General features: G+C 66.7%; 22 protein-coding genes. 12 read left to right on the top strand and 10 right to left on the bottom strand.

Annotated features, from left to right (window positions below; genetic code table 11):
• Positions 1-28 precede the first annotated feature (28 nt).
• Entirely contained in the window at positions 29-1,219 is a 1,191-nt protein-coding gene (locus tag ACYVLV_RS00570; RefSeq protein ID WP_460806815.1) for a sensor histidine kinase, read from the top strand.
• 105 nt (positions 1,220-1,324) lie between these two features.
• Positions 1,325-2,518 carry a sensor histidine kinase gene (locus ACYVLV_RS00565; protein ID WP_460806808.1) on the top strand — a complete coding sequence of 398 codons (1,194 nt, stop codon included), beginning with the start codon at positions 1,325-1,327 and terminating at the stop codon, positions 2,516-2,518.
• A gap of 28 nt (positions 2,519-2,546) precedes the next feature.
• Here ACYVLV_RS00565 and nadA read toward each other — a convergent pair whose 3' ends face one another.
• Both nadA and ACYVLV_RS00555 read right to left on the bottom strand, forming a co-directional pair.
• Positions 2,547-3,725 carry a quinolinate synthase NadA gene (nadA, locus tag ACYVLV_RS00560; RefSeq protein WP_460806806.1) on the bottom strand — a complete coding sequence of 393 codons (1,179 nt, stop codon included), beginning with the start codon at positions 3,723-3,725 and terminating at the stop codon, positions 2,547-2,549.
• 56 nt (positions 3,726-3,781) lie between these two features.
• Positions 3,782-4,681: a GNAT family N-acetyltransferase gene (locus ACYVLV_RS00555; protein ID WP_460806804.1), complete on the bottom strand. Its 900-nt coding sequence runs from the start codon at positions 4,679-4,681 to the stop codon at positions 3,782-3,784.
• Between the two features lie 51 nt (positions 4,682-4,732).
• Between ACYVLV_RS00555 and ACYVLV_RS00550 the strand changes: the two genes are divergently transcribed.
• Together ACYVLV_RS00550 and erpA are read left to right on the top strand one after the other, a co-directional pair.
• Entirely contained in the window at positions 4,733-5,821 is a 1,089-nt protein-coding gene (locus tag ACYVLV_RS00550) for a glycerate kinase family protein (RefSeq protein ID WP_460806802.1), read from the top strand.
• Positions 5,822-5,945: 124 nt separating this feature from the next.
• The gene (gene erpA / locus ACYVLV_RS00545; protein ID WP_460806799.1) at positions 5,946-6,308 is read left to right on the top strand and encodes an iron-sulfur cluster insertion protein ErpA; all 363 of its coding nucleotides are present in this window, start codon (positions 5,946-5,948) and stop codon (positions 6,306-6,308) included.
• Positions 6,309-6,399: 91 nt separating this feature from the next.
• Here the strand turns inward: erpA and ACYVLV_RS00540 are convergent, their stop codons facing one another.
• Positions 6,400-6,645, bottom strand: coding sequence for a hypothetical protein (locus ACYVLV_RS00540; RefSeq protein WP_460806796.1), 246 nt, complete (start codon positions 6,643-6,645; stop codon positions 6,400-6,402).
• A gap of 64 nt (positions 6,646-6,709) precedes the next feature.
• Here ACYVLV_RS00540 and ACYVLV_RS00535 point away from each other — a divergent pair, with 64 nt between their 5' ends.
• Positions 6,710-7,705 (top strand): carbohydrate kinase family protein, encoded by a 996-nt coding sequence (locus tag ACYVLV_RS00535; protein WP_460806795.1) that lies wholly within the window; start codon positions 6,710-6,712, stop codon positions 7,703-7,705.
• Between the two features lie 9 nt (positions 7,706-7,714).
• Here ACYVLV_RS00535 and ACYVLV_RS00530 read toward each other — a convergent pair whose 3' ends face one another.
• Together ACYVLV_RS00530 and ACYVLV_RS00525 are read right to left on the bottom strand one after the other, a co-directional pair.
• Positions 7,715-7,966, bottom strand: coding sequence for a sulfurtransferase TusA family protein (locus tag ACYVLV_RS00530; RefSeq protein WP_460806794.1), 252 nt, complete (start codon positions 7,964-7,966; stop codon positions 7,715-7,717).
• On the bottom strand, positions 7,963-9,126 hold the full coding sequence (locus tag ACYVLV_RS00525) for a cysteine desulfurase family protein (RefSeq protein WP_460806792.1): 1,164 nt from the start codon (positions 9,124-9,126) through the stop codon (positions 7,963-7,965). Before ACYVLV_RS00525 ends, ACYVLV_RS00530 begins: the two co-directional genes overlap by 4 nt.
• A 106-nt stretch (positions 9,127-9,232) precedes the next feature.
• Here ACYVLV_RS00525 and ctaC point away from each other — a divergent pair, with 106 nt between their 5' ends.
• The 4 genes from ctaC (at position 9,233) to ACYVLV_RS00505 (ending at position 13,672) form a co-directional block, all read left to right on the top strand.
• Complete coding sequence (ctaC, locus tag ACYVLV_RS00520; RefSeq protein WP_460806789.1) at positions 9,233-10,135, top strand: aa3-type cytochrome oxidase subunit II; 903 nt, start codon at positions 9,233-9,235, stop codon at positions 10,133-10,135.
• 9 nt (positions 10,136-10,144) lie between these two features.
• Positions 10,145-11,908: an aa3-type cytochrome oxidase subunit I gene (gene ctaD / locus ACYVLV_RS00515; RefSeq protein ID WP_460806788.1), complete on the top strand. Its 1,764-nt coding sequence runs from the start codon at positions 10,145-10,147 to the stop codon at positions 11,906-11,908.
• Positions 11,905-12,321 (top strand): cytochrome c oxidase subunit 4, encoded by a 417-nt coding sequence (locus ACYVLV_RS00510; RefSeq protein ID WP_460806785.1) that lies wholly within the window; start codon positions 11,905-11,907, stop codon positions 12,319-12,321. Before ctaD ends, ACYVLV_RS00510 begins: the two co-directional genes overlap by 4 nt.
• Before the next feature lie 148 nt (positions 12,322-12,469).
• Positions 12,470-13,672, top strand: coding sequence for a L,D-transpeptidase (locus ACYVLV_RS00505; RefSeq protein ID WP_460806783.1), 1,203 nt, complete (start codon positions 12,470-12,472; stop codon positions 13,670-13,672).
• Between the two features lie 85 nt (positions 13,673-13,757).
• On the opposite strand, the gene qcrB is transcribed toward ACYVLV_RS00505, so the two are convergent.
• The 4 genes from qcrB to ctaE all read right to left on the bottom strand — a co-directional run bounded on the left by qcrB (position 13,758) and on the right by ctaE (position 18,212).
• Positions 13,758-15,509, bottom strand: coding sequence for a cytochrome bc1 complex cytochrome b subunit (gene qcrB, locus ACYVLV_RS00500; RefSeq protein ID WP_460806782.1), 1,752 nt, complete (start codon positions 15,507-15,509; stop codon positions 13,758-13,760).
• Positions 15,506-16,618, bottom strand: a complete 1,113-nt coding sequence (qcrA, locus tag ACYVLV_RS00495; protein ID WP_460806780.1) for a cytochrome bc1 complex Rieske iron-sulfur subunit — start codon at positions 16,616-16,618, stop codon at positions 15,506-15,508. The genes qcrB and qcrA overlap by 4 nt, the downstream gene beginning before the upstream one ends.
• Positions 16,615-17,496 (bottom strand): cytochrome bc1 complex diheme cytochrome c subunit, encoded by an 882-nt coding sequence (gene qcrC, locus ACYVLV_RS00490; RefSeq protein WP_460806779.1) that lies wholly within the window; start codon positions 17,494-17,496, stop codon positions 16,615-16,617. Before qcrC ends, qcrA begins: the two co-directional genes overlap by 4 nt.
• Positions 17,497-17,573: 77 nt before the next feature.
• The gene (ctaE, locus tag ACYVLV_RS00485) at positions 17,574-18,212 is read right to left on the bottom strand and encodes an aa3-type cytochrome oxidase subunit III (protein ID WP_460806778.1); all 639 of its coding nucleotides are present in this window, start codon (positions 18,210-18,212) and stop codon (positions 17,574-17,576) included.
• A gap of 74 nt (positions 18,213-18,286) precedes the next feature.
• Here ctaE and ACYVLV_RS00480 point away from each other — a divergent pair, with 74 nt between their 5' ends.
• A complete protein-coding gene (locus tag ACYVLV_RS00480) occupies positions 18,287-19,234 on the top strand; it encodes a cytochrome c oxidase assembly protein (RefSeq protein WP_460806776.1) in 948 nt (315 codons plus the stop codon).
• On the opposite strand, the gene ACYVLV_RS00475 is transcribed toward ACYVLV_RS00480, so the two are convergent.
• Positions 19,222-20,565, bottom strand: a complete 1,344-nt coding sequence (locus ACYVLV_RS00475; RefSeq protein ID WP_460806775.1) for a hemolysin family protein — start codon at positions 20,563-20,565, stop codon at positions 19,222-19,224. The genes ACYVLV_RS00480 and ACYVLV_RS00475 overlap by 13 nt on opposite strands.
• A gap of 117 nt (positions 20,566-20,682) precedes the next feature.
• On the opposite strand from ACYVLV_RS00475, the gene ACYVLV_RS00470 reads away from it, so the two are divergent.
• Both ACYVLV_RS00470 and trpD read left to right on the top strand, forming a co-directional pair.
• Complete coding sequence (locus ACYVLV_RS00470; RefSeq protein WP_460806773.1) at positions 20,683-21,093, top strand: Rv3143 family two-component system response regulator; 411 nt, start codon at positions 20,683-20,685, stop codon at positions 21,091-21,093.
• Positions 21,090-22,115 carry an anthranilate phosphoribosyltransferase gene (trpD, locus tag ACYVLV_RS00465; protein ID WP_460806771.1) on the top strand — a complete coding sequence of 342 codons (1,026 nt, stop codon included), beginning with the start codon at positions 21,090-21,092 and terminating at the stop codon, positions 22,113-22,115. Before ACYVLV_RS00470 ends, trpD begins: the two co-directional genes overlap by 4 nt.
• Positions 22,116-22,122 lie beyond the last annotated feature (7 nt).

Below are 22,122 nucleotides of genomic sequence, written 5' to 3'. Positions count from 1 at the left end.
ACTGCCTCAGGAAGCTGAGAAGATCACGATGACGCTGGCGGACGTGTCCCAGGTGCAGACGATCGAGGACTATGGCGTCCTCGGGACGCAGCGGACCGATCTCCAGGAGATTGCCTGGCTGGCCGCGCATATCGCCGGAACCGCCATGGCCTCGGTCAACGTGATGACCGCCAACGAGCAGCACATGGTCGCGACGTACGGTTTCGACGGCGCTTCCTGCGCGCGAAGCGACTCGATGTGTACCCAGGTGATCGGAGGCAAGAGCGCCATCCAGGTGGCCGATGCGAGCGACGATCCCCGGTTCGTGATGAGCCCCTGGGTGACCGGCGAGTTGGGGCAGGTCCGGCTGTACGCCTCGCAGACGTTGCGCTCACCTGCCGGTGTCGCGTTCGGCACCCTGTGCGTCTTCGACGAGCAACCCGGTGTCCTGAGCGAGAGTCAGATGTACGGGCTGGAGGTGCTCGCGCGTCGGGTCGTCAACGCCGTCGAACTGACCCGACGGGAGCGTCAGATGATGGCGTCGAACTCCCTGTTGAGCGAGTTCGCCTCCCGGATGAGTCACGACCTCAAGGCCCCGTTGACCAGTGTCGGACTCTCCCTGGGTGTGCTCGAGGAACACCTGGTTCAGGGCGCCCCCGCGGAGACGACCCTTCCACTGGTGGAGCGGGCGGTGGCCGCCACCTCGAGGATGGGGCTGTTCATCGATCGACACCTGGAGTTTGCCGAGCGTGCGGGTGTCCTGCGAGCCGAAACGGTGGACATGAACCACGTCGCCGAACAGGTGCGCATCGACCTGACCGCAGCGCTGAGTGACGTGCGGGTCACCCAGGAGCCGCTCCCGCGCGTCACCGGTGACGCGGTCCAACTGCGGTCGGTCCTGCAGAACCTGCTGCACAACGCAGCCAAGTTCCGTCACGAGAGCAGGCCTCCGGTCGTCGTGATCCGAGCAGCCCCGGTCGAGACCGGTTGGCGGATCGAGGTGGTGGACAACGGCTCCGGCCTCGACGAGAGCGACCGCGACCGGGTCTTCGGCGCGCTCGAACGAGCACACCCGTCGGTCGAGGGCAGCGGCCTCGGTCTCGACACGGCTCGTTGGGCCGTGGAGGCTCACAGGGGCCGCATCGGTCTGAGTCCCGCCCCCGGCGGCGGAACGATCGCGTGGTTCGAGCTTCCGCACGGGGGTACTGCCAACGGCGGCGTCGGCGGCCACCCAGCATGACGTGTCGCCGTACCCAGCGGTCGGTGCAGTGGTGGGTAGAGGCATCGATGCAGCGGCGGATAGTGTCCGTTCGACGCAGTTCGTTTGGGACCGGAAGGGGTTCTCGTGGACGCGGCTGACTCGCGTGTTGCCGTCATCGACGACTATGGCGTCCTCGAGGACACCGACCGGGCGGAGTTGCGCGAGTTGGTGCAACTCGCCGCCCAGATCTGTCAGACCCCGATGGCCACGCTCAGCATCTTCTCGGCGACCCAGCAGCACCATCTCGCAGCCTATGGTTTCGACGGGGTCGTTCTGCCCCTCGAGGACTCCCTGTGCCTGTCCTTGAAAGGTGATCTGCGGCCGGCCATGGTGGCCGACGCCAAGGAGGACGGTCGACTGGCCGACAACCCCTTCGTGGCGGCAGGTGGTCCCGAGATCCGGCTGTTCGCCACCGAGCATCTGATCACACCGGAGGGGGTCACCTTCGGGTCACTGTGCGTGGCCGACGTGGAGCAGCGCACGTTGTCCCCAGAGCAGTTGCGGGGTCTGACTCTGCTCGCCAGTCGGGTGGTCGATGCGCTCGAGTATCACGTGCGCAACAAGGAACTGGCCGCGAGCCTGAACCAGATGGCGGAACTACGCGACAACCTGCAGGCGTCCAACAAGCGTCTCCAGGACTTCGCCGCGCAGGTCAGCCACGACCTGAAGACGCCGTTGACGAGCATCGGTCTCTCCTTGGACCTGGCGCTGGAGCAACTCGTGGACGTAGACGTCGACGACGACGTGCTCTGGCTTCTGGAGCGGGCCATCCACGGCACCTCCCGGATGGGTGGTTTCATCGACCGCAACCTGGAGTTCGCCGCCATCACCGGTGGCATGCGCACCCGGAACGTCGATCTGGCCGGGGTCCTGGAAGGCGTGATCGCCGATCTGGGGGAAGTGCTCGACGATGTGGAACTCACAGTGGAGGCGCTTCCCGTGGTCGACGTCGATCCGGTCCAGATGCGCTCGGTGTTGCAGAACCTGGTCCACAACGCGGCGAACTACCGCGACCCACAAAGGCCCCCGGCCGTCACAATCCGCTCGGCCAGGGGCGACCTCGGATGGCGGATCGAGGTCGAGGACAACGGTTCGGGCCTCTCCGCCATCGATCGCGTCCGGGTGTTCGAGGCCCACGCGCGGGCCCACCACGAGATCGCCGGGAGCGGACTGGGCCTCGACACCAGCCGTCGGTTGGTGGAGGCCCACGGCGGCACCATCGGTCTGGACGCAGCACCGATCCACGGCACCATCGCGTGGTTCGAACTCCCCGACTGAGCGGGGCGCGGCGTACGGCCTCGAGGCCTCAGTCGCGGTGGGACTTACCCGGGAGCGCCAGCATGCGTTCGAGGGCGACCAGGGCTTCGCGTTCGGTCTCGTCGTCCACATCGATGCGGTTGACCACGGTGCCGGCGACCAATGACTCGAGCGCCCACACGAAGTGGGGCAGGTCGATGCGGTTCATCGTCGAGCAGTAGCAGACGTTGCGGTCCAGAAAAGCGATGTTCTTGTCCGGGTGGGCGTCGGCGAGGCGCTTGACGAGGTTCAACTCGGTGCCGATGGCCCAACTCGATCCCGCGGGGGCGGCCTCGATGGTCTGGATGATGAACTCGGTCGATCCCACCAGGTCGGACTTGAGCACGACCTCGTGGGTGCATTCTGGGTGGACGAGAATGGAGATGTCCGGGTTCTTGGCCCGCAGGGTGTCGATCACCTCGGTGGAGAAGCGTCCGTGCACCGAGCAGTGGCCCTTCCACAGGATCACCTTGGCCTCGCGGAGTTGCTCGGTGGTCAGTCCACCGTTGGGCAGGTGCGGGTTCCACACCACGCAGTCCTCCAACGCCATCCCCATCTTGAGCACTGCGGTGTTCCGACCGAGGTGCTGGTCGGGGAAGAACAGCACCTTGCCCTCACCGGCGGGGCGCTGGTCGAAGGCCCACTCCAGGGCAACATCGGCGTTCGACGAGGTGCACACGACCCCACCGTTGCGTCCACAGAAGGCCTTGATGTCCGCGCTGGAGTTCATGTAGGTGACCGGTATGACGGCCTCTTGCACTCCGGCGTCAGCCAGGGCGTCCCAGGCGGCCTCCACCTGGGGCAACCGGGCCATGTCGGCCATGGAGCAACCCGCGGCCAGGTCGGGAAGGATCACCTGCTGTTCGGGCCCGGTGAGGATGTCGGCCGACTCGGCCATGAAGTGCACACCACAGAAGACGATGAATTCCGCCTCGGGCCGGGCGGCTGCTTCGCGGGCGAGCTTGAAGGAGTCTCCGGTGACGTCGGCGAACTCGATGACCTCGTCGCGTTGGTAGTGGTGACCCAGCACGAAGAGCCGATCACCCAGCGCCTCCTTTGCAGCGACCGCCCGGGCAACCAGGTCCGGGTCGGAGGCAGCAGGCAGGTCGCCCGGGCACTCGACGCCACGCTCGGAGCCCAGGTCCTTCCCGCGGCCGAGGGGCAGGAGGGGCAGATCGACGGTAGTCATGGGTTCATTGTGCCAAGTCGACGGCGATCCTGCCGGAGCGCCCGACCCGGGCACGCTCAGAGCAGCGCCCCGTGGTGCAGATAGGGCCACGGAGGGTCCATCCCACGCAGTCCCAGGTAGCCGTCTTGGTGGAGGTCCAGCCGCGCCGCCAGCCCCACATCGACCGCCCAGGAGTTCGCCGCGGTGACGTGGGCAATGGTCTGGGGCGTCTCCACCCCACCTTGGGCCTCACCTTCGGCCAGGGCCGCCCAGAGGAGGCGGGACGCGGTACGCCGGTTGGTGGCGGCCAGGAGAGCAACGCTCCCCGTGCTCCCGAGATAGGCGTAGCCGGATCCGGTGGTGCCATCGCTGATCAGTAACCGCCAGGCCTGCAGCATCAACTCGTGGTCCGAGCCGTGGGCCGCCCCACGGGTTCGGCGATCGATCGAGTCCATCAGATCGATGTCTCCCGCGGACCCCTCCCGGACCTTCGTGATCACCGGCAGAGTGGATCGATCCACCACCCCGGTGAGGAACATCTGGGGATGCAGCACGAAACCTGCGGCGTGGTATCGGCGTACGGCCAGGGGGTCCGCGGAGGAGGACAACATGGCGTGCAGGGTTCCGTTGCCGTGTTGGAGCGCGGCCGCCAGGACCTCCCTGCCCAGTCCCCGCCCCTGGAGCGACGGTCGGACGGCGTACGTCGCCAAGAACCACGTCGTCTCCCGAACGAAGGAGGTGGCGAAACCGACGATGACCCCATCGTGTTCGGCGACCCAGCAACCACCGGGATCGGTGCGGAGCAGGTGGTGGGTGCGCACGATCCAGTCCGAGCGGCGGGCCGCGTCCCGCCGTGTTGGTGTGGGCCACGAGCGACGGTTCAACCGCAGATCCACCTCGTGGAAACCCTCGTCGCTGATCTCCTCCGCCTCGAGAACGTCGCCGGGACGCATGGGCCGGATCAGGGCAGTGGACACGCAACCGACCCTACGTCGGTCCGGGCGTCCGGTGCGGGCGAGGATGGGGCCATGCGCGTACTCATTGCCCCCGACAAGTTCGCCGGCACCCTCACCGCCGTCGAGGCGGCGGCCGCCATCGCGGAGGGGTGGGCCAGACGTGCGCCGGAGGACGAACTCGACCTGGCGCCGATGGCCGACGGAGGACCGGGCTTCGTCGATGTGCTGCATTCCGCGCGGGGAGGTTCGCTGATGGCCGCCACGGTGCGGGGCCCCCAGGGCGACGACGTTCCCGCGACCTTCCTCCTCGACGGGGACACCGCCTATGTCGAGGTCGCTCAGGCCTGCGGTCGGCATCTGATGCGTGAGGGCGACGACCCCGAGGCGGCCAGCACGTACGGCGTCGGGCAGCTCCTTGCGGCGGCCATCGAGGCAGGAGTCTCCACCGTGGTCGTCGGACTAGGAGGCAGCGCGACGACCGACGGTGGTGCCGGGATGTTGGCGGCACTGGGCGCCACGGCCGATCGCCGCCTCGACGGGGGGTGCGCCGGTCTGGTCGGGGTCGGTTCGGTCGACCTGGTTCCCGCGCGTCAGCGACTGGGCGAAGTGCGGTTGGTCGCGGCCACCGATGTCAGCAGTCCGCTGACCGGACTCTTCGGTGCAGCCAAGACCTTCGGACCCCAGAAGGGGATCGCCGAGGAACGCATCGCAGCGGTGGACCTCGCCCTGGAGGAGTACGCCGTCGCGACCGACCGGCGACGGTCCCTCGACGCGGGGGCGGGGGCCGCGGGAGGACTCGGCTTCGGCCTCTTCCTGCTCGGAGCCGAACGCGAGCCGGGCATCGACCTGGTGGCGGCAGCCCTCACCCTGCGTGAGCGTGCCGTGGCCGCCGATCTCGTCATCACCGGCGAGGGTGCGTTCGATTTCTCCAGCCGCGTGGGGAAGGTGCCCTACGGCGTGGCGCAGATCGCCACCGACGCGATCCGCCCCTGCGTGGTGATCGCCGGGCAGGTCCTCGTGGGTTCGCGAGAGATGCGTGCCTTGGGCATCGAATCGGCGTACTCGATGGCGGATCTGGTGGGCGCCGATCGCGCGATCGCCGATCCTGCGGAGTCCCTGGCCCTGGTCGCGGCCCGCGTTGCCCGCACCTGGTCCCGCTGAGCTCCGCATCGGTAGGGGAATATCCGTGGGTGTGCGACCATTGAGGTGAGTGTTCGCCGGACTCCCCATGGAACCGGCGGTCGCATCGGAACTTCTACTCACTACCTACCTGGGAGCAATTCATATGACCGAGCAGGTGGAGACCACCGAAGAGCGCCGGACCGACCAGATCAACCTCAGTTCGGTCGCCGCCGCGAAGGTGCAGAGCCTTCTCGAACAAGAGGGTCGTGACGACCTTCAGCTTCGAATCTCCGTGCAGCCGGGCGGTTGCAGCGGACTTCGCTACCAACTCTTCTTCGACGAGCGCACCCTCGACGGTGACGTCGTGACCAACTTCGACGCCGTCGCGGTGGTCGTGGACCGGATGAGCGTCCCCTACCTCAACGGCGCGCAGATCGACTTCGTCGACAGCATCGAGAAGCAGGGCTTCACGATCGACAACCCGAACGCCACCGGGTCGTGCGCCTGTGGAGATTCCTTCCACTGATCGAGACCTGAGCAAGCACGACGAAGCCCCCACCGGAATCCGGTGGGGGCTTCGACGTTTCTCTGACTGTCTGTGCTCAGTCGAGTTGTGCTCAGTCCAGGTGCAGGTGCAGCGCGTTGGCCAACCGAGCGGCCGCTTCGGAGACACGGATGTCGCGCTTGCCGACCTCGGTGGGGTAGTCCTCGAAGTGAATGCTGGGCGCGGGTCGTACGGCGGCCTGAGCGGCGCGCTCGAGACGCCCCTGCAGATTACGGCTGACTGCCTCGCAGTCGGTGGTCATCTGGGAGGGGGTGGCGGCGTCGTCGTAGGCGAGTCGGGGGTTCGTCGAGTACGTCATGACTTCGACGCTAGGGGCTACCAGGAAGTAGCGAAAGCGGTACTCGTGGGTAGTGTTCCGTGACATGCCTGACACTCCTGCTCCCGGTCCCCTGCTCATCGCCGGTTCGATCGCCACCGACCACCTGATGACCTTCGGGGGCAAGTTCGCCGACTCCCTGGTGGTCGAGCAGCTCGATAAGTTGTCGGTGTCCTTCCTGGTCAACAATCTCGAGATCCGACGCGGGGGAGTGGCGCCCAACATCTGCTTCGGCCTGGGCCGCCTCGGCCTGCGCCCGGTGCTGGTGGGTTCGGCGGGGGAGGACTTCGCCGACTACCGCTCCTGGTTGGAGCGGCACAACGTCGACTGCGGCTCGGTGCACATCTCGGAGGATCTGCACACCGCCCGCTTCGTGTGCACCACCGACTCGACGATGGCCCAGTTCGCCTCCTTCTACCCCGGGGCCATGAGCGAGGCGCGCTTGATCGAGTTGGCGCCCGTCGCTGCGCGGGTCGGCGCTCCGTCCTACGTCCTGATCGGGGCCGACGACCCGGAGGCGATGACCCGCCACACCCACGAGTGCCGCACGCGTGGCTACGCCTTCATCTCGGACTGCTCCCAGCAACTGGCCTTCGGCGATGGCGATCTGATCCGCGACCTGATCGACGGTGCCGCGATCTTGTTCTCCAACGAATACGAATCGCACATGATCGAGCAGAAGACCGGGTGGAGCGCCGAGGAGATCTTGTCCCGCGTCGAGACCCAGGTCACCACCCTGGGCGCCGACGGTGTGCGCATCCAGCGGCAGGGTGAGGAACCGATCCACGTCCCGGCCGCCATCGAGGTCACCGCGGTCGAGCCCACCGGTGTCGGCGACGCATTCCGCGCGGGCTTCCTCGCGGCCCTGAGTTGGGGTCTGGATCTCGCCGGGGCCGCCCAGGTCGGCTGCGTGCTCGCGGCGTACGTCGTGGAGACCGTGGGGACCCAGGAGTACACCTTCACCCCGGCGAGCTTCGTGGCCCGTGTGGAGGCCTCCTACGGCGCCGAGGCCGCGGCCTCGGTGTCGGCCCATCTCGGCTGAGCCTGCGCTTCACTTCACGCGGCGTACCAGGTAGCGGGGGGTTCCGTCGGCGGCGACGGTTTCGCCGAGGTACTCCTGCTCACGCATGCGGCACCACGCCGGGATGTCGTAGCGGGCGGCCAGATCGGTCGCGGTGACCGCGATCGTGGAACCGGCATCGATCTGACGGATCGCCCGGGCGAGGTCGATGACCGGCTGGGGGCACAACTGGCCCCGACAGTCGAGCTCGGTCGGGTCCTCGGGTCCGGCGGGTTGCCTCACAGGTCGAGATCCTTGCGACACTCGGCGATGACCTCGGGCAGCGCGCCACAGAACCGGTCCACGTCCGCGCGAGTCACCTCACGAGTCAGGGAGACGCGCAGGTTGCCATGGGTCAATGCCCCCATCGCGGCGAGCACGTGGCTGGGCTCCAGGGTGGATGCCGTGCAGGCCGATCCGCTGTCGACGCTGAAGCCGCGGCGGTCCAGCGCAGTCACGAGCGCTTCACCGTTGAGGTAGAGAGCGGAGAAGGTCACCAGGTGGGGGAGTCGTTCGATGGGGTCTCCGACCACATCCACATCGGGGATCGAGGCGGCGGTGGCTCGGATCTGGTCGATCATCTCGAACTGGCGGTCGTTGACCTCCTCGCGTTCCGCGACCACCGCTTGCAGCGAGGCGGCCGCAGCGAGAGCGCCGGGAATGTTCTCGAAGCCCGACACCCGTTCGTCGCTGCGGTCATCGGGCGGGAAGGGGTTGTGCCAGCGTGCGCGTTTGCGCACCAGCAGTACCCCCACCCCGGCTGGTCCACCCCACAGGTGAGCCGAACCGGCCAGGGCGCTCCAGCCGGCTGGGAGGGGAAGTCGGCCCATCGACGCCCGCGCGTCGATGAACAGGGGGTACGCCGGCCCGTCGGTCGGCAGGATCGCGGCAATCTGGGCAACGGGTTGGAGGGTTCCCACCTCGTGGTTGGCGGTCTGCACCGCGACCACCGCCCCGGCGGAGAGTCGCGCCGTCCGCGCCGCGACGTCGGCCGGATCCACACGGCCGGCGCTGTCGACGGGCGCTACCAGCGACTCACCACCGTAGGCATCGATCGCCCAGTCGACCGTGTGACGGACGGCCGAGTGCTCGACCGCCGGGTACACCGCCCCCACCGCTCTCGAACCGTGGCCCCGCATCAGGCCGGCGAGCCCGCGGTGCACGGCGTCGGTGCCAGAGGAGGCGAAGGAGACCTCGTCGGAACGCACATCGAGACATTCGGCGACGACCGCGCGGGCGTTGTCGAGCAGAAGTCGGGCGTTGCGTCCCTCCCTGTGCAGGCGGCGCGGGTCGGCGTACCCCTGATCAAGGGCGGCCAAGAGCGTTTCGCGAGCGACCGGGTGCAGCCGCTCGGAGGAGGAGGCGTCGAGGTAGGCGGGCGACTCCTGCGCGGCATTTCTCACTTACTCACCGTAGCGACCGACCCTCTCCTGAGGACCGGCGCGGATTCGGATAAGGTTCTCTCAAGAATCGTGTCGTGTTCCTGACCGCTTGAGAGGAAGCCCGTCCGTGGGTCTGCAACTCCCTGAACGCTCCGAACGTGTCACCACTGCACGTCGCCTGCGTCGCCCTGTTCTGTTCACGCTTCTCGGAGCGTTGGGCCTCTTCCTCACTGGCTGCTCTGCCGCATCGGAGGACCAGAGCAGTTTCGAGCGTCTCGCGATGCCCGTTCCGGTCACCGTCGAGGGCGAAAGCACCCTGGAGTTGTGGCAGGGCGCGTGGATTGCTGCGCTGGTCACCGGTGTCATCGTGTGGGGCCTGATCTTCTACGCCATCTGGCGTTTCCGGCGCCGCAGCGACGACGAGATCCCCGTCCAGACGCGCTACAACCTGCCGCTGGAGATCTTCTACACGATCTTTCCGATCATCATGGTCGTGGTGTTCTTCTCCCACACCGTGCGCGTGCAGAACATCGTCCTCGAAGAGGACGCGACGCCTGACAACGTGGTGACCGTGGTGGGCCAGCAGTGGAGCTGGACGTTCAACCACCCCTACGAGGGACAGAACGTCTATGAGGTGGGAGACGGAGACACCATCCCGACCCTCTACCTCCCGGTCGGTGAGACCACCCGGTTCGAGTTGCGCAGCCCCGACGTGATCCACGACTTCGGCGTCCCCGGCTTCCTGATGAAGATGGACGTCATCCCCGGGCAGGACAACAGCTTCCAGGTCACGCCCAAGCGGGTCGGCACCTATGCCGGCAAGTGCTACGAGCTCTGCGGCACCTACCACTCACGGATGCTCTTCAACGTCGAGGTGGTCGAGCCGGCCGAGTACGACGACTACCTGGCCAACCAGGCTGCCAACAACTTCATCTCCGAAGAACCCATCCTCGGCCCTCAGTTCGCGTGCACCCAGGTGGGTGCCGAAGACGGCGGCATCGGGTTCGACGGTCCGAGCTGCGGATTCTAGGAGAGCGATATGACTACCACCGCGCCCAACCCCTCAGGCACCACCGCCGCACCCCAGCGCAAGCCCTTGGGCCAGCAGGCTGTCCGCTTGATGACGACCACCGACCACAAGTTGATCGGCAAGCTCTACCTCGTCACCTCGTTCGCCTGGTTCCTCATCGGCGGCGTCATGGCGCTGCTCATCCGCTCTGAGCTGGCCTTCCCCGGCAGCCAGGTCGTCAACGACGAGACCTACAACCAGCTGTTCACGATGCACGGCACGATCATGCTGCTGCTGTTCGCAACCCCGCTGTTCTTCGGGTTCGCCAACGTGATCATGCCGCTGCAGATCGGTTCACCGGATGTCGCGTTCCCCCGGCTCAACATGCTCAGCTACTGGTTCTTCCTCTTCGGCGGCATCATCGCCGGTTCGGGATTCCTCACCCGCAACGGCGCCGCCGACTTCGGCTGGTTCGCCTACACCCCCCTCTCCGACGCGATCCGCTCGCCAGGGGTGGGCGGCGACCTGTGGATCATGGGTCTGTGGCTGGCCGGACTGGGAACCATCCTGGGTGCGGTCAACTTCATCACGACCATCATCTGCATGCGCGCCCCCGGCATGACCATGTTCCGGATGCCCATGTTCGTGTGGAACACCCTGGTGACCAGCCTGCTGGTGCTCATCGCGTTCCCCGTCCTTGCCGGGGCCCTGCTCTCGCTCGAGGCGGACCGCCAACTCGGCGCCCACGTCTTCGACACCGCGCACGGTGGAGCGATCCTGTGGCAGCACCTCTTCTGGTTCTTCGGGCACCCCGAGGTCTACATCATCGCGCTTCCGTTCTTCGGGATCGTGACCGAGATCCTGCCGGTCTTCAGCCGCAAGCCCCTGTTCGGGTACGTCGGCCTCGTCGGCGCCACCCTCGGCATTGCGATCCTCTCCGTCGCGGTCTGGGCCCACCACATGTTCGTGACCGGGGCGGTGAACCTGCCCTTCTTCTCGGGCATGACCTTCCTGATCGCGGTGCCAACAGGAGTGAAGTTCTTCAACTGGATAGGCACGATGTGGGGGGGATCTATATCCTTCGACACCCCGATGCTCTGGTCGATCGGCTTCCTGACGACCTTCCTGTTCGGTGGCCTCACCGGAGTCATCCTGGCCAGCCCGCCCCTCGACTTCGCTGTCTCGGACTCCTACTTCGTGGTGGCGCACTTCCACTACGTGGTCTTCGGCACCGTGGTGTTCGCGATGTTCGCCGGGTTCTACTTCTGGTGGCCCAAGATGACCGGGCGGATGCTCGACGAGCGCCTGGGCAAACTGCACTTCTGGTTGCTGTTCGTGGGCTTCCACCTCACCTTCCTGGTCCAGCACTGGCTGGGAGTCGAGGGTATGCCCCGCCGGTACGCCGACTACCTGCCCGCTGACGGTTTCACCGCCCTGAACCAGGTGTCCACGATCGGTGCCTTCCTGCTGGGTGCCTCGACGCTGCCGTTCCTCTACAACGTCTACGTCTCGCGGAAGTCGCCTCTGGTAGAGGTCGACGACCCCTGGGGATGGGGCCGTTCCCTGGAGTGGGCGACCAGTTGCCCGCCGCCCCGCCACAACTTCGTGACGATCCCGCGGATCCGCTCGGAGTCCCCGGCTTTCGATCTGCACCACCCGGAGATCGCCGCCATCGAGCTCGACGACAACCAGGCTGCTCGGGACGGCAAGTTCGCCGACGCCCCCAACATGGCGGGCCGCGAAGAGGTCATTCGTGAACGCAACGACCAGGACCCGAACGGAGACAACCGATGAAGGCCGAAGCTTGGGTGTTCGGGATCACCACCGCGTTCCTCGTTCCGGTGACCCCCGCCTACTGGCTGATCACGGCGAGCAGCGAAGAGGGTGGTGACTGGACCGGCACCTCCGCGCTGACCATGACCATGCTGCTGGCCCTGATGATGACGTTGTATCTGGGTTTCCACGCCAAGAAGATGGATCCTCGTCCCGAGGACCGTCAGGACGCTGAGATCGCTGACGGCGCCGGTGAGTTGGGCTTCTTCCCGCCGTACTCCTGGTGGCCCCTGTGGTGCGGCCTGACGCTGATGGTGATGGTCTTCGCCATCGCCTTCCTCGCTTGGTGGCTGTTCATCATGGGCGCCATCGTCGGCGCGGTTGCCCTCAGTGGTCTGGTCTTCGAGTACTACCGCGGGGAGCACGCTCACTGAGCCCCACCTGCCCCACGAACGTGGGGCGGGTCACCGAACGCGGTTGCGTTCGGCCTGTGTTCCCCGGGTTACCCTGGGTGTCGACCAGCACGAACGGTGCGGTCATCAACACTTTGGGAGAACGACCATGTCGCGTGGGATTCGGCCTATGCGCTCGCTGACCGGCGTAGCCATCCTTGCTTTGACGTCTTCGGCGTTGACGGCCTGCACCGCCTCGTCCACCCCGGAGAGCGACTCTCGGGGCAGCACCACCACCGTTGAGGACGGTAGTTCGTCGAGCACGACCGAACCGGTCAAGCCCGTCTTCAAGGTCAATGTCGGCAAGGGCAGCACCGGCGTTCCGGTTGACCGGGTCGTGCGGGTCAAGATGTCTCAGGCCACGCTGACTTCGGTGGACGTCACCGGCGCGCAGGGGCCCCTGGAGGGGGCGCTGAGCCCCGACGCCTCCTCCTGGACCGCCCAGTCCCGGTTGGAGCCGGGGACGAGCTATCAGATCGAGGCCGTGGCCGAGGCCACCGACGGCCAAGTCGTACGGCGTACCTCCTCCTTCACCACCCAGGACCTCAGCCTGGCCGAGCAGACCTATCCCTCTGTCGCGCCGCTGGACGGGGAGACCGTCGGGGTGGGGATGCCGGTGATCGTGAGTTTCGATCTCCCGGTCGCTGATCGTGCCGCCTTCGAGAAGAACATGACGGTCACCTCCACACCGGCCCAGGTGGGGTCCTGGTTCTGGATGAGCGACAACGAGGTCCACTGGCGCCCCAAGAAGTACTGGCAAGCCGGGACCGAGGTCAGCGTGGACGTGGACGTCAACGGGGTTCCGGCCGGCAACGGTATCTACGGTCAGGAGGACCGCGAGATCGACTTCACGGTCGGTGACGCGAACATCTACCGGGTCGACGCCAGGACCTACGAGATGAAGGTGCTGTCGAACGGGAAGCTCTTGCGTACCATCCCGGTCACCACTGGAAAGCCCGGCTTCATCACCCGCTCGGGAACCAAGGTGATCGTCGAGAAGTTCGACAGCAAACGAATGAACTCCGAGACCGTGGGGATCCCGTCCGGCAGTTCCGAGGCCTACGACATCGACAACGTGCAGTGGGCCATGCGGCTGACGTACTCCGGCGAGTTCATCCACGCCGCACCGTGGTCGGTGGGCTCACAGGGACGCGACAACGTCTCGCACGGCTGCACCGGGCTCAGCACCGCTGATGCCGCCTACCTCTACTCGATCTCCAAGCGAGGCGACGTGGTCGAGTACGTCGGCACCGACCGTCCCATGGAGCCCGGCAACGGCTACGCGGACTGGAACACTTCCTGGTCCGACTACCAGGCCGGCTCCGCGCTCTAGAAGTCGGCTCGAGCTTCAGGAACGACAGCGGCCGCCCACTCCCGGGGGAGTGAGCGGCCGTTGTGGTGTGCCGTGGTGCGTGCGATCAGTGGTCGCCGCGCAGGTCCTCGCCGTCGACCGAGTGGTGCCCGTCGAACTGGTGTCCGTCGGCGGACTTACCGTCTAGAACCCCGAGGAGCGCGTGCTCCTCGTCGGCGTGGTGGTGAGCCGCTTCGAGCTCCTCCGCGGTCGGCTTCTGCACGTTGTCGGCGTACATCTTGGACGACAACGATGCGCGCAGACCGTCGAGGCGGCCACCGGGGGAGGCGACACCGTTCTCGTCGGTGGCGTTCTCCGGGGACCAGACCTCGTCGCGGTCGCGGGCGGTGAGCATGTAAGCCCGGTCGGGATTGATGGGCAGGTGCTTCTCGCTGTAGCCGCCCTCGGGGGAGCGCATGATGACTCCCGATTCGTACCCGTGGAGCAACTCATCGTTGTCGTGACGCTGCAGCGAGATGCACCAGCGACGCGTGATCATGAAGGCCAAGACCGGGCCGATGAACACAGCACCACGCATGAAGTAGGTGATCTGGTTGATCGACAGACCGAACTTGATGGCGATGATGTCGTTGCCGCCGGCAGCCCACATCAGACCGTAGAAGGTGATCAGGGAGACCATCACCGCGGTGCGGGTGGGCGCGTTACGGGGACGCTCGAGCAGGTGGTGCTCACGCTTGTCGCCGGTGATCCAGGACTCGATGAAGGGCAGCAGGATCAGGATCGTGAGCATCAACGGCGGAAGCACCAGGATCGGCAGGATGACGTTGAGTGAGATCGGGTGGCCGAAGAGGACCGGCTCGATGCCGGGCATGATTCGCAGCGCACCGTCGGGCCAACCCATGTACCAGTCGGGCTGGGAGCCGGCCGTGACCCGGGTCGGGTCGTAGGGCCCCAGGATCCAGATCGGGTTGATCGACAGCAGGCCACCCATGAGAGCGGTGACGCCGAAGACGATGAAGAAGAAGCCACCGGCCTTGGCGGCGTACACGGGGAGCATCGGGAAGCCGACGACGTTCTCCTCGGTGCGGCCGGGTCCGGGCCACTGGGTGTGCTTGTGGTAGACGAGCAGCAACATATGCGCTGCGATCAGGGCCAGCAGTAGACCCGGCAGCAGCAGGACGTGGGCGGTGAAGAGACGCGGGATGATCTGGTCGCCGGGGAACTCACCGCCGAAGAGGAAGAACGACATGTAGGAGCCGACCACCGGGGTGGCCTTCAAGAAGCCGTCGGCGGCACGGATGCCGGTGCCGGAAAGCATGTCGTCGGGCAGCGAGTAGCCCGTGAAGCCTTCGAGCGTTCCGAGCAGCAGGAGGATGCAGCCGATGACCCAGTTGAGCTCGCGGGGCTTGCGGTAGGCGCCGGTGAAGGCGACCCGCAGCAGGTGGACCATCATGCCGGCGATGAAGAGGTTGGCAGCCCAGTGGTGCATCTGGCGCATCAGGAGACCGCCGCGCACATCGAAGGAGAGCGTCAGGGTGGAGGCGAAGGCCTCAGAGACCTCTTCGCCACGCAGGGGGTCATAGGAGCCGTTGTAGGTGACCTCACCCATGCTGGGGGTGTACCAGAGAGTGAGGAACACGCCACTGAGCAGGCAGATCACGAAACTCCACAGGGCGACCTCGCCCAGCATGAAGGACCAGTGGTCGGGGAACACCTTGCGCAGCTGCTTCTTCATCGACGTGCCGAGGCCGAGGCGTTCGTCGGCCCAGTTGGCCACGACGCCGGCCCGGTTGGGCTTGGTCGGTGACGCCGCCTTCGTGGAGTTCGAGGTGGCGACCTTCGAAGTGTCCATGCTCATGAGTCTCGCTCCCAGTAACTCGGTCCGACCGGTTCGGTGAAGTCTCTTTGCGAGACGAGGTACCCCTCGGAGTCCACCATGATCGGCAGCTGGGGCAAGGATCGTGCCGCCGGACCGAAGGTGACCTTGCCGGAGTCGGCGAGGTCGAAGGTGGACTGGTGGCAGGGGCACAGCATGCTGTGGGTGGTGCGTTCGTACAGGGAGATCGGGCAACCGACGTGGGTGCAGATCTTGGAGTAGGCGATGATCCCGTCGACCGACCAGTTCTCGCGGTTGGGTCCGTGCTTGATCTCGTCCGGCTCCATCCGCACGAGGACCAACGCGGCCTTGGACTTGGAGATCATCAGCGTCTTGCCCTCGAGGATGTGCTCGCCCTCTTCGTCCACCGCGTAGTGGATCTCGGGGGCGGCGTTGACCAGGTCACCGATCTCGAGGTCGGTGGCCTTGATCCGGGTGCCTTGGGCGTCGCGGACCACGTGCATGCCCTCCTCCCAGACCGTGTTCTCCAAGCCTGCGCCGGGGTACTCCGCATCCTTCGCCACTTGGCTGGGGGTCGGGCCGAGATCGCGAAGCAGGAGAACGGGGACGGGAAGCGCGACCAGCCCGATGGCTCCGAACAGAGAGTTGCGCACCAGTGGACGTCGGCCGATCCCGGACTCCTCGGTGCCGAGGGTGAGAGCGTCGAGTGTTGCGGTGCGATCCTCGTCGGAGGAGCGGGCGGGGTGGCGCATCTCCATGATCTCGCGGTCGACCATGAGCTTGCGCGACCACTGGATGATGCCGATGCCGATGCCCAGCAGTGAGCCGCCCAGGAAGACGCCCATGGCGACGGTGGCCGATCCCAGACCGGCGAACGTGTCGAAGTTGTCGCCGATGTCGAACACGAAGTAGGAGACGATGAAGCCGAGTGTGCACAGGGCGGAGAACGCGAAGAAGGCCGCGATCTGTCGCTCGGCTCGCTTCTCCTTGACCGGATCGACATCGGTGGGGCGCCACGTGTGAGCGGGCAGCCCCGGGTCGGCGATCGGCTCTTGGACCGCTGGCACGTGAGAGGCGGGAGCGGAAGAGGCTTCCAGATCGTTGCCCGGCGTGTTGGTGGTGTCGCTCATGCGCTGACCTCCCCTTCTTTCTTCCTGTCCGTACGCGTGGTGTGGGCGGCGATCCAGACCGCGAACCCAACGAGGCCGCCGATGCCGACGAGCCAAGCGAACAAGCCGTCACCGACCGGTCCCAACCCGCCCATGCCGAAGCCGCCGTAGCCGGGCTCCTCGTCGATCGCGTTCAGGTAGGCGATCACGTCACGCTTGGCCTCGGGCGGAAGGTTGCCGTTGGAGAACGTGGGCATGGACTGGGGCCCGGTGAGCATGGCCTCGTAGATGTATTGGGGGTCGACGCCACGGATCTGGGGGGCGTAGCCGCCGCGCGGCATGGCACCGCCCTGACCCTGGAAGTTGTGGCAGGCCGTGCAGTTGGTGAGGAAGATGCGTCCACCGCGGGCGACGGCCTCCTCGCGCTGCTCCTCGTTGAGGCCCTCGACGCTGTAGTCGTCAGCGGTGGGGATCGACGGGCCGGGCCCTAAGGAGGCGACGAACGCGGCGAGCGCGGCGGTCTCGTCGTCGTTGTAGACCACCGGCTTGCGGGGAGCCTGGGCGCCGGGCTGAACCAGGGGCATCCGACCGGTGCCGACCTGGAAGTCGACCGAAGCGGCGCCGACGCCGACCAGCGAGGGACCGTACTGGGAGTCGCCGTCCTTGGTCAGGACGCCTTCTCCGTTGCTGCCGTGGCAGAACGAGCAACCGACCAGGAAGAGTTCGCGGCCGGCTTCGATCTGCTCGAGGTCGCTCTCTGCGGTCCCCGCCTGAGCGGGGGAGAAGGCGGCGTACAGGCTTCCGGTGAACAACAGACCCAGGATCAGGACCACCAGGCCGGCCAGGGGGCCGCGGCGGCGCCGCGAGATACGGCCGGCAGAACGGTTCAGTAGGCGCATGTCAGTCCTTGCTGTGTCTTGTTCAACTTCAGGATAATAGTCTAAACGACCTGTTCAGTTTTACCGCTATTGGTGCGCTACTGGATGAGGTAGATCGTGGCGAACAGGGCGATCCAGACTACATCGACGAAGTGCCAGTAGTACGACACGACGATGGCGCTGACTGCTTGCTCGTGGGTGAACTTACGAGCGAGGTAGGTGCGGCCGAGGACGAAGAGGAAGGCGATCAGGCCGCCGGTGACGTGGATCCCGTGGAAGCCGGTCGTCAGGTAGAACATCGTGCCGTAGGCCGAGTCGGGGATGGTCATCCCTTCCTGGATCAACGTGGCGTACTCCAAGGCCTGACCAGCGATGAAGACCGCGCCCATGATGTAGGTGAGGATGAACCACTCGCGCAGGCCCCATTTGTTGATCTGGAGCACGGAGCCGCTGCGGCCGACCTGACCGCGCTCGGCGGCGAACACGCCGAGCTGGCAGGTGAGGGAGGAGAGCACCAGGATCGTGGTGAACACCGAGGCGAGCCCGACGGCCAGCAACTGGGTCTGTTCTGCCCACAGATCGGAGCTCACCGAGCGGATCGTGAAGTAGGACGCGAAGAGGGCCGCGAAGAACATCAGCTCGCTGGAGAGCCAGATGATCGTGCCCACCGCGACCATGCTCGGACGGTCGTGATGCCCGTGCAGTCGGGATGCGGGAATAGATGCTGTCGTCGCCACGGGACTATTATGGCCATACCGAACGCGGGAGGCACCCCGACCCCCGTTACTCGGTACGTCATAAACTTCACATCGTGCTGTTCTCGCTGCAAGTCGCCTCCGCCTCGGGCTCCGAGGTTCTTCCCGAACTGACCGCGGGGTCGTTCTTCTCGCAGTGGGAGATCATCGGGTGGCCGCTGGTTCTGACCGTCTGGAGCATCGGTCTATACCTTCTCGGGGTGCGGACGCTGCGCCGGCGCGGCGACCGGTGGCCGGTGGGCCGCACGGTGGCCCACCTGGGCGCGATGACGACGTTCTACGTGTCGACGGCGTCGGGATATGCGGCGTACGACACGACGGTGCTGAGCGTGCACATGGTGCAGCACATGATCCTGTCGATGGTGGTGCCGCTCGCACTCGCGCTCGGCGCGCCGATCACGCTGGCCCTGCGGACGCTGCCGGGCACCCCCCGGGGGTGGCTGTTGACGATCCTGCACTCGCGGGTGGCGAAGGTGTTGAGCTTCCCTCCGCTGACGTTCGGGCTCTACGTGCTGTCTCCGTGGGCGCTCTACTTCACCGGCTGGTACGACGCGTCCCTGGACTCGGTGTTCGTCCACGAGATGATGCACATCCACTTGGTCACGGTCGGAGCGCTGTTCTTCTGGCCCCTGATGGGCATCGATCCGCTCCCCGGGCGGGTCGACTACCCGTTCCGGGTGATGCTGGTTGTGCTGACGCTGCCGTTCCACGCGTTCTTGGGTGTGACGATCATGGGCCAGGACGCCCTGATCGGGGGGGAGCACTATCGCGAGCTGGCTCAGGGGCCGATGGGTTCCTGGCTCCCCGACCTCGCCGACGACCAGAACCTGGCGGGCGGGATCCTGTGGGGAGCGGGCGACCTGGTGGGGTTGATGTTCTTCGCGGTGCTGTTCACCCAATGGGTGAGGTCCTCGATGAAGGAGGCCGAGCGGGAGGACCGCAGACTCGACCGACTGGAGCGAAGCGAACGATCTGAACAGACCGCCGAGCGTCAGTCCGGTTGATCCGAGGCCTCGTCGCCCGCTGGCGGTGAGGCGTCCTGAGGCTCAGGACGCTCGACGGCGATGCGGGTCACTCGCAGAGCGTCCATGTCCACGACGGTCAGCGTTGCGCCGTCCACCTCCACGGCATCCCCGATCTGGGCCACGCGGCCGAGTTGAGCCACGACGTACCCGGCGACGGTCTCGTAGTCGCCGTCGACGAGTTCCACACTGGTGCGTTTGGCGAAGTCCTCGATGGTCAGCCCGCCGGGCAGTGAGCGCAGACCACCGGGGCCGGGGGTCCCGAGCGGATCGTCGTCCTCGGGCGGTGCGTCGTACTCGTCCTGGATGTCGCCGACGATCTCCTCGATGAGGTCCTCGAGGGTGACGATGCCGTCGGTGCCGCCGTACTCGTCGACCACCACCGCGATGTGGGTCTTCTCGGCCCGCATGGTCGTCACCGCCGGTAGGACGGCCTTGGTGGCCGGCAGCAGCAGAATGGGTCGCGCGACCTCGCGGACCAACTGGGTCTCGTCCAGCGTGTCGAGGAGTAGGTCGCGCACGTGCAGGAACCCGATGATCTCGTCGAAGTTGGCCCCGGTGACGGGGTAGCGGGAGAAGGGTCGCTCGCGGACCTGCTCGGCGGCCTGGGCCAAGGAGAGGTCGCCGGCGATGAACTCGACCTCGCCACGGGGTCGCATGACCTCCTTGACGGTGCTGCGGGTGGCGGTGAAGACGTCCTCGAGGATCTGGCGTTCGTCCTCGCCGAGACCCTCGTGGGTGTGCACGATGTCGCGCAGTTCCTCCTCGGTGACGTCCGCGGACGTGGCGGTCGGGTCGCCGCCCAGGAGCTTGACGAGCGCGTCGGTGGAGAGCGAGAGAAGCCAGATGACCGGGCGCATGAGGGTTGCGAATCGGTCCAGGACCGGCGCCGTGGCCATCGATAGACCGACCGATCGCTGGAGAGCCAGGCGTTTGGGAACCAACTCGCCGAGGACCAGTGAGAGGTAGGCGATGACGAGGGTCATCAGCACCAGGGCGGTCGTGTCGGCGACGTCCCCGGGCAGACCGAGATCCACGAAGTAGGGAGCGATGTCGGGCGCGAGGGTCGATCCGCCGTACGCCGCGGAGAGGAACCCCGAGACAGTGACGCCGATCTGGACGGCTGCCAGGAAGCGGTTGGGGTCGCGGGCGACCGCAGCGACACGCGCGCCGCGGACGCCTTGTCCCTCGATCCGGTTGATTTGGCTCTCCCGTAGGGACACCAGAGCGAGTTCGGTGGCCGCGAAGACCCCACCGATCAGGACGAAGAGGACGACGAGGCCGAAGTTGACCAGGGTCTGAAGGTCGAGCATCAGCGGGGGTCGACCGGTCGCTGGGTGCCCTGGGCTCGTGTCGCTTCCATGGTCCGCAAATTACAGGTCACGGCATCCCGGGGGACGACTCGGTGGGCGGGCGGTAGCATCGCGCCCGTGAGTGACTCCAAGCCGCCCCTGCAGGTGCTGGTCTACAGCGACAACGTCACCGTGCGTCAACAGGTGATCATGGCGCTCGGTCGTCGTCCGCACCCGGATCTGCCCGAACTCGAATACATCGAGGTCGCCACCGAGCCTGTGGTGATCGCGACCATGGACTCGGGTCGCGTCGATCTGGCCATCTTCGACGGCGAGGCCGCGCCGGCCGGTGGGATGGGGATCGCCAAGCAGATGAAGGACGAGATCTTCCGGTGCCCGCCGATCGTGGTGTTGATCGGTCGGCCGCAGGATGCCTGGCTGGCCACCTGGTCGCGTGCTGAGGCGGCGGTTCCTCACCCGCTGGACCCGATCCAGCTGGCCGAGACCGTGGTCGGCCTGTTGCGTTCGCGCACGCCCGCCCAGACGTGAGTTCATGGCCCGAGGTCCTCGGCGGCCTGGTCGCAGGCACCGACCTCACGGCTGAACAGACCGCGTGGGCGATGGGGGAGATCCTCGAGGGTCAGGCAACCTCGGCTCAGATCGCCGGCTTCGCGGTCGCCCTGAGGTCCAAGGGCGAGACGATCGAGGAGATCGCGGGTCTGGCCGACGCCATGTACGAGCGACGGACCCCGATCTCCGTGCCAGGTCGGCTGCTCGATGTCGTCGGCACCGGTGGTGACCGCTCCATGTCGGTGAACATCTCGACCATGGCCGCGATCGTCGCCGCGGGTGCGGGTGCCCGGGTCGTCAAGCACGGCAGTCGATCGGCCTCGTCCCAATCGGGAAGTGCTGACGTGCTGGAGGCGCTCGGCGTACGCCTCGATCTGGCGCCGGAGCGGGTGGCTCAGGTGGCGGAGGAAGCCGGGATCACCTTCTGTTTCGCCGCAGCCTTCCACCCCGCGATGCGGCACGCGGCCGGTCCCCGCCGCGAGTTGGGGATCGCCACGACCTTCAACCTTCTGGGGCCCCTGACCAACCCGGCCCGTCCAGCGGCTCAGGCCATCGGGTGCGCGGATCGTCGGATGGCCCCGGTCATGGCCGGGGTGCTGGCCCGACGCAACGCCGATGCCTGGGTCGTCCGCGGCGACGACGGCCTGGACGAACTCACCACCACCTCGACCTCCACGGTGTGGCTCGTGCGCGACGGCGAGGTGACGATCGAGTCGGTCGACCCCTCCGACTACGGGTTCCCCCGCGTCGAGGTCGAAGCCCTGCGCGGCGGCGACGCCGCCTTCAACGCCGACGTCGTACGTCGCCTGCTCGACGGTGAGACCGGTCCGGTGCGGGACGCCGTACTCCTCAACGCGGGCGCGGCCCTGGCGGTTTACCACCAGCCAGAGGCATCGGTTGCGGACTCCTTGGCCTCCGGCATCGAGCGCGCCGCTGCGGCTGTCGACTCCGGGGCCGCCAAGGCGTCGTTGGATGCATGGGTGTCCGCCGCCTCCGAGTGAGTCTTCA

This window comes from Nocardioides salsibiostraticola (genome assembly GCF_054783655.1).
The sequence above is the reverse complement of the archived record's forward strand: the minus strand, read 5'-3'. Positions and strand labels throughout refer to the sequence as shown.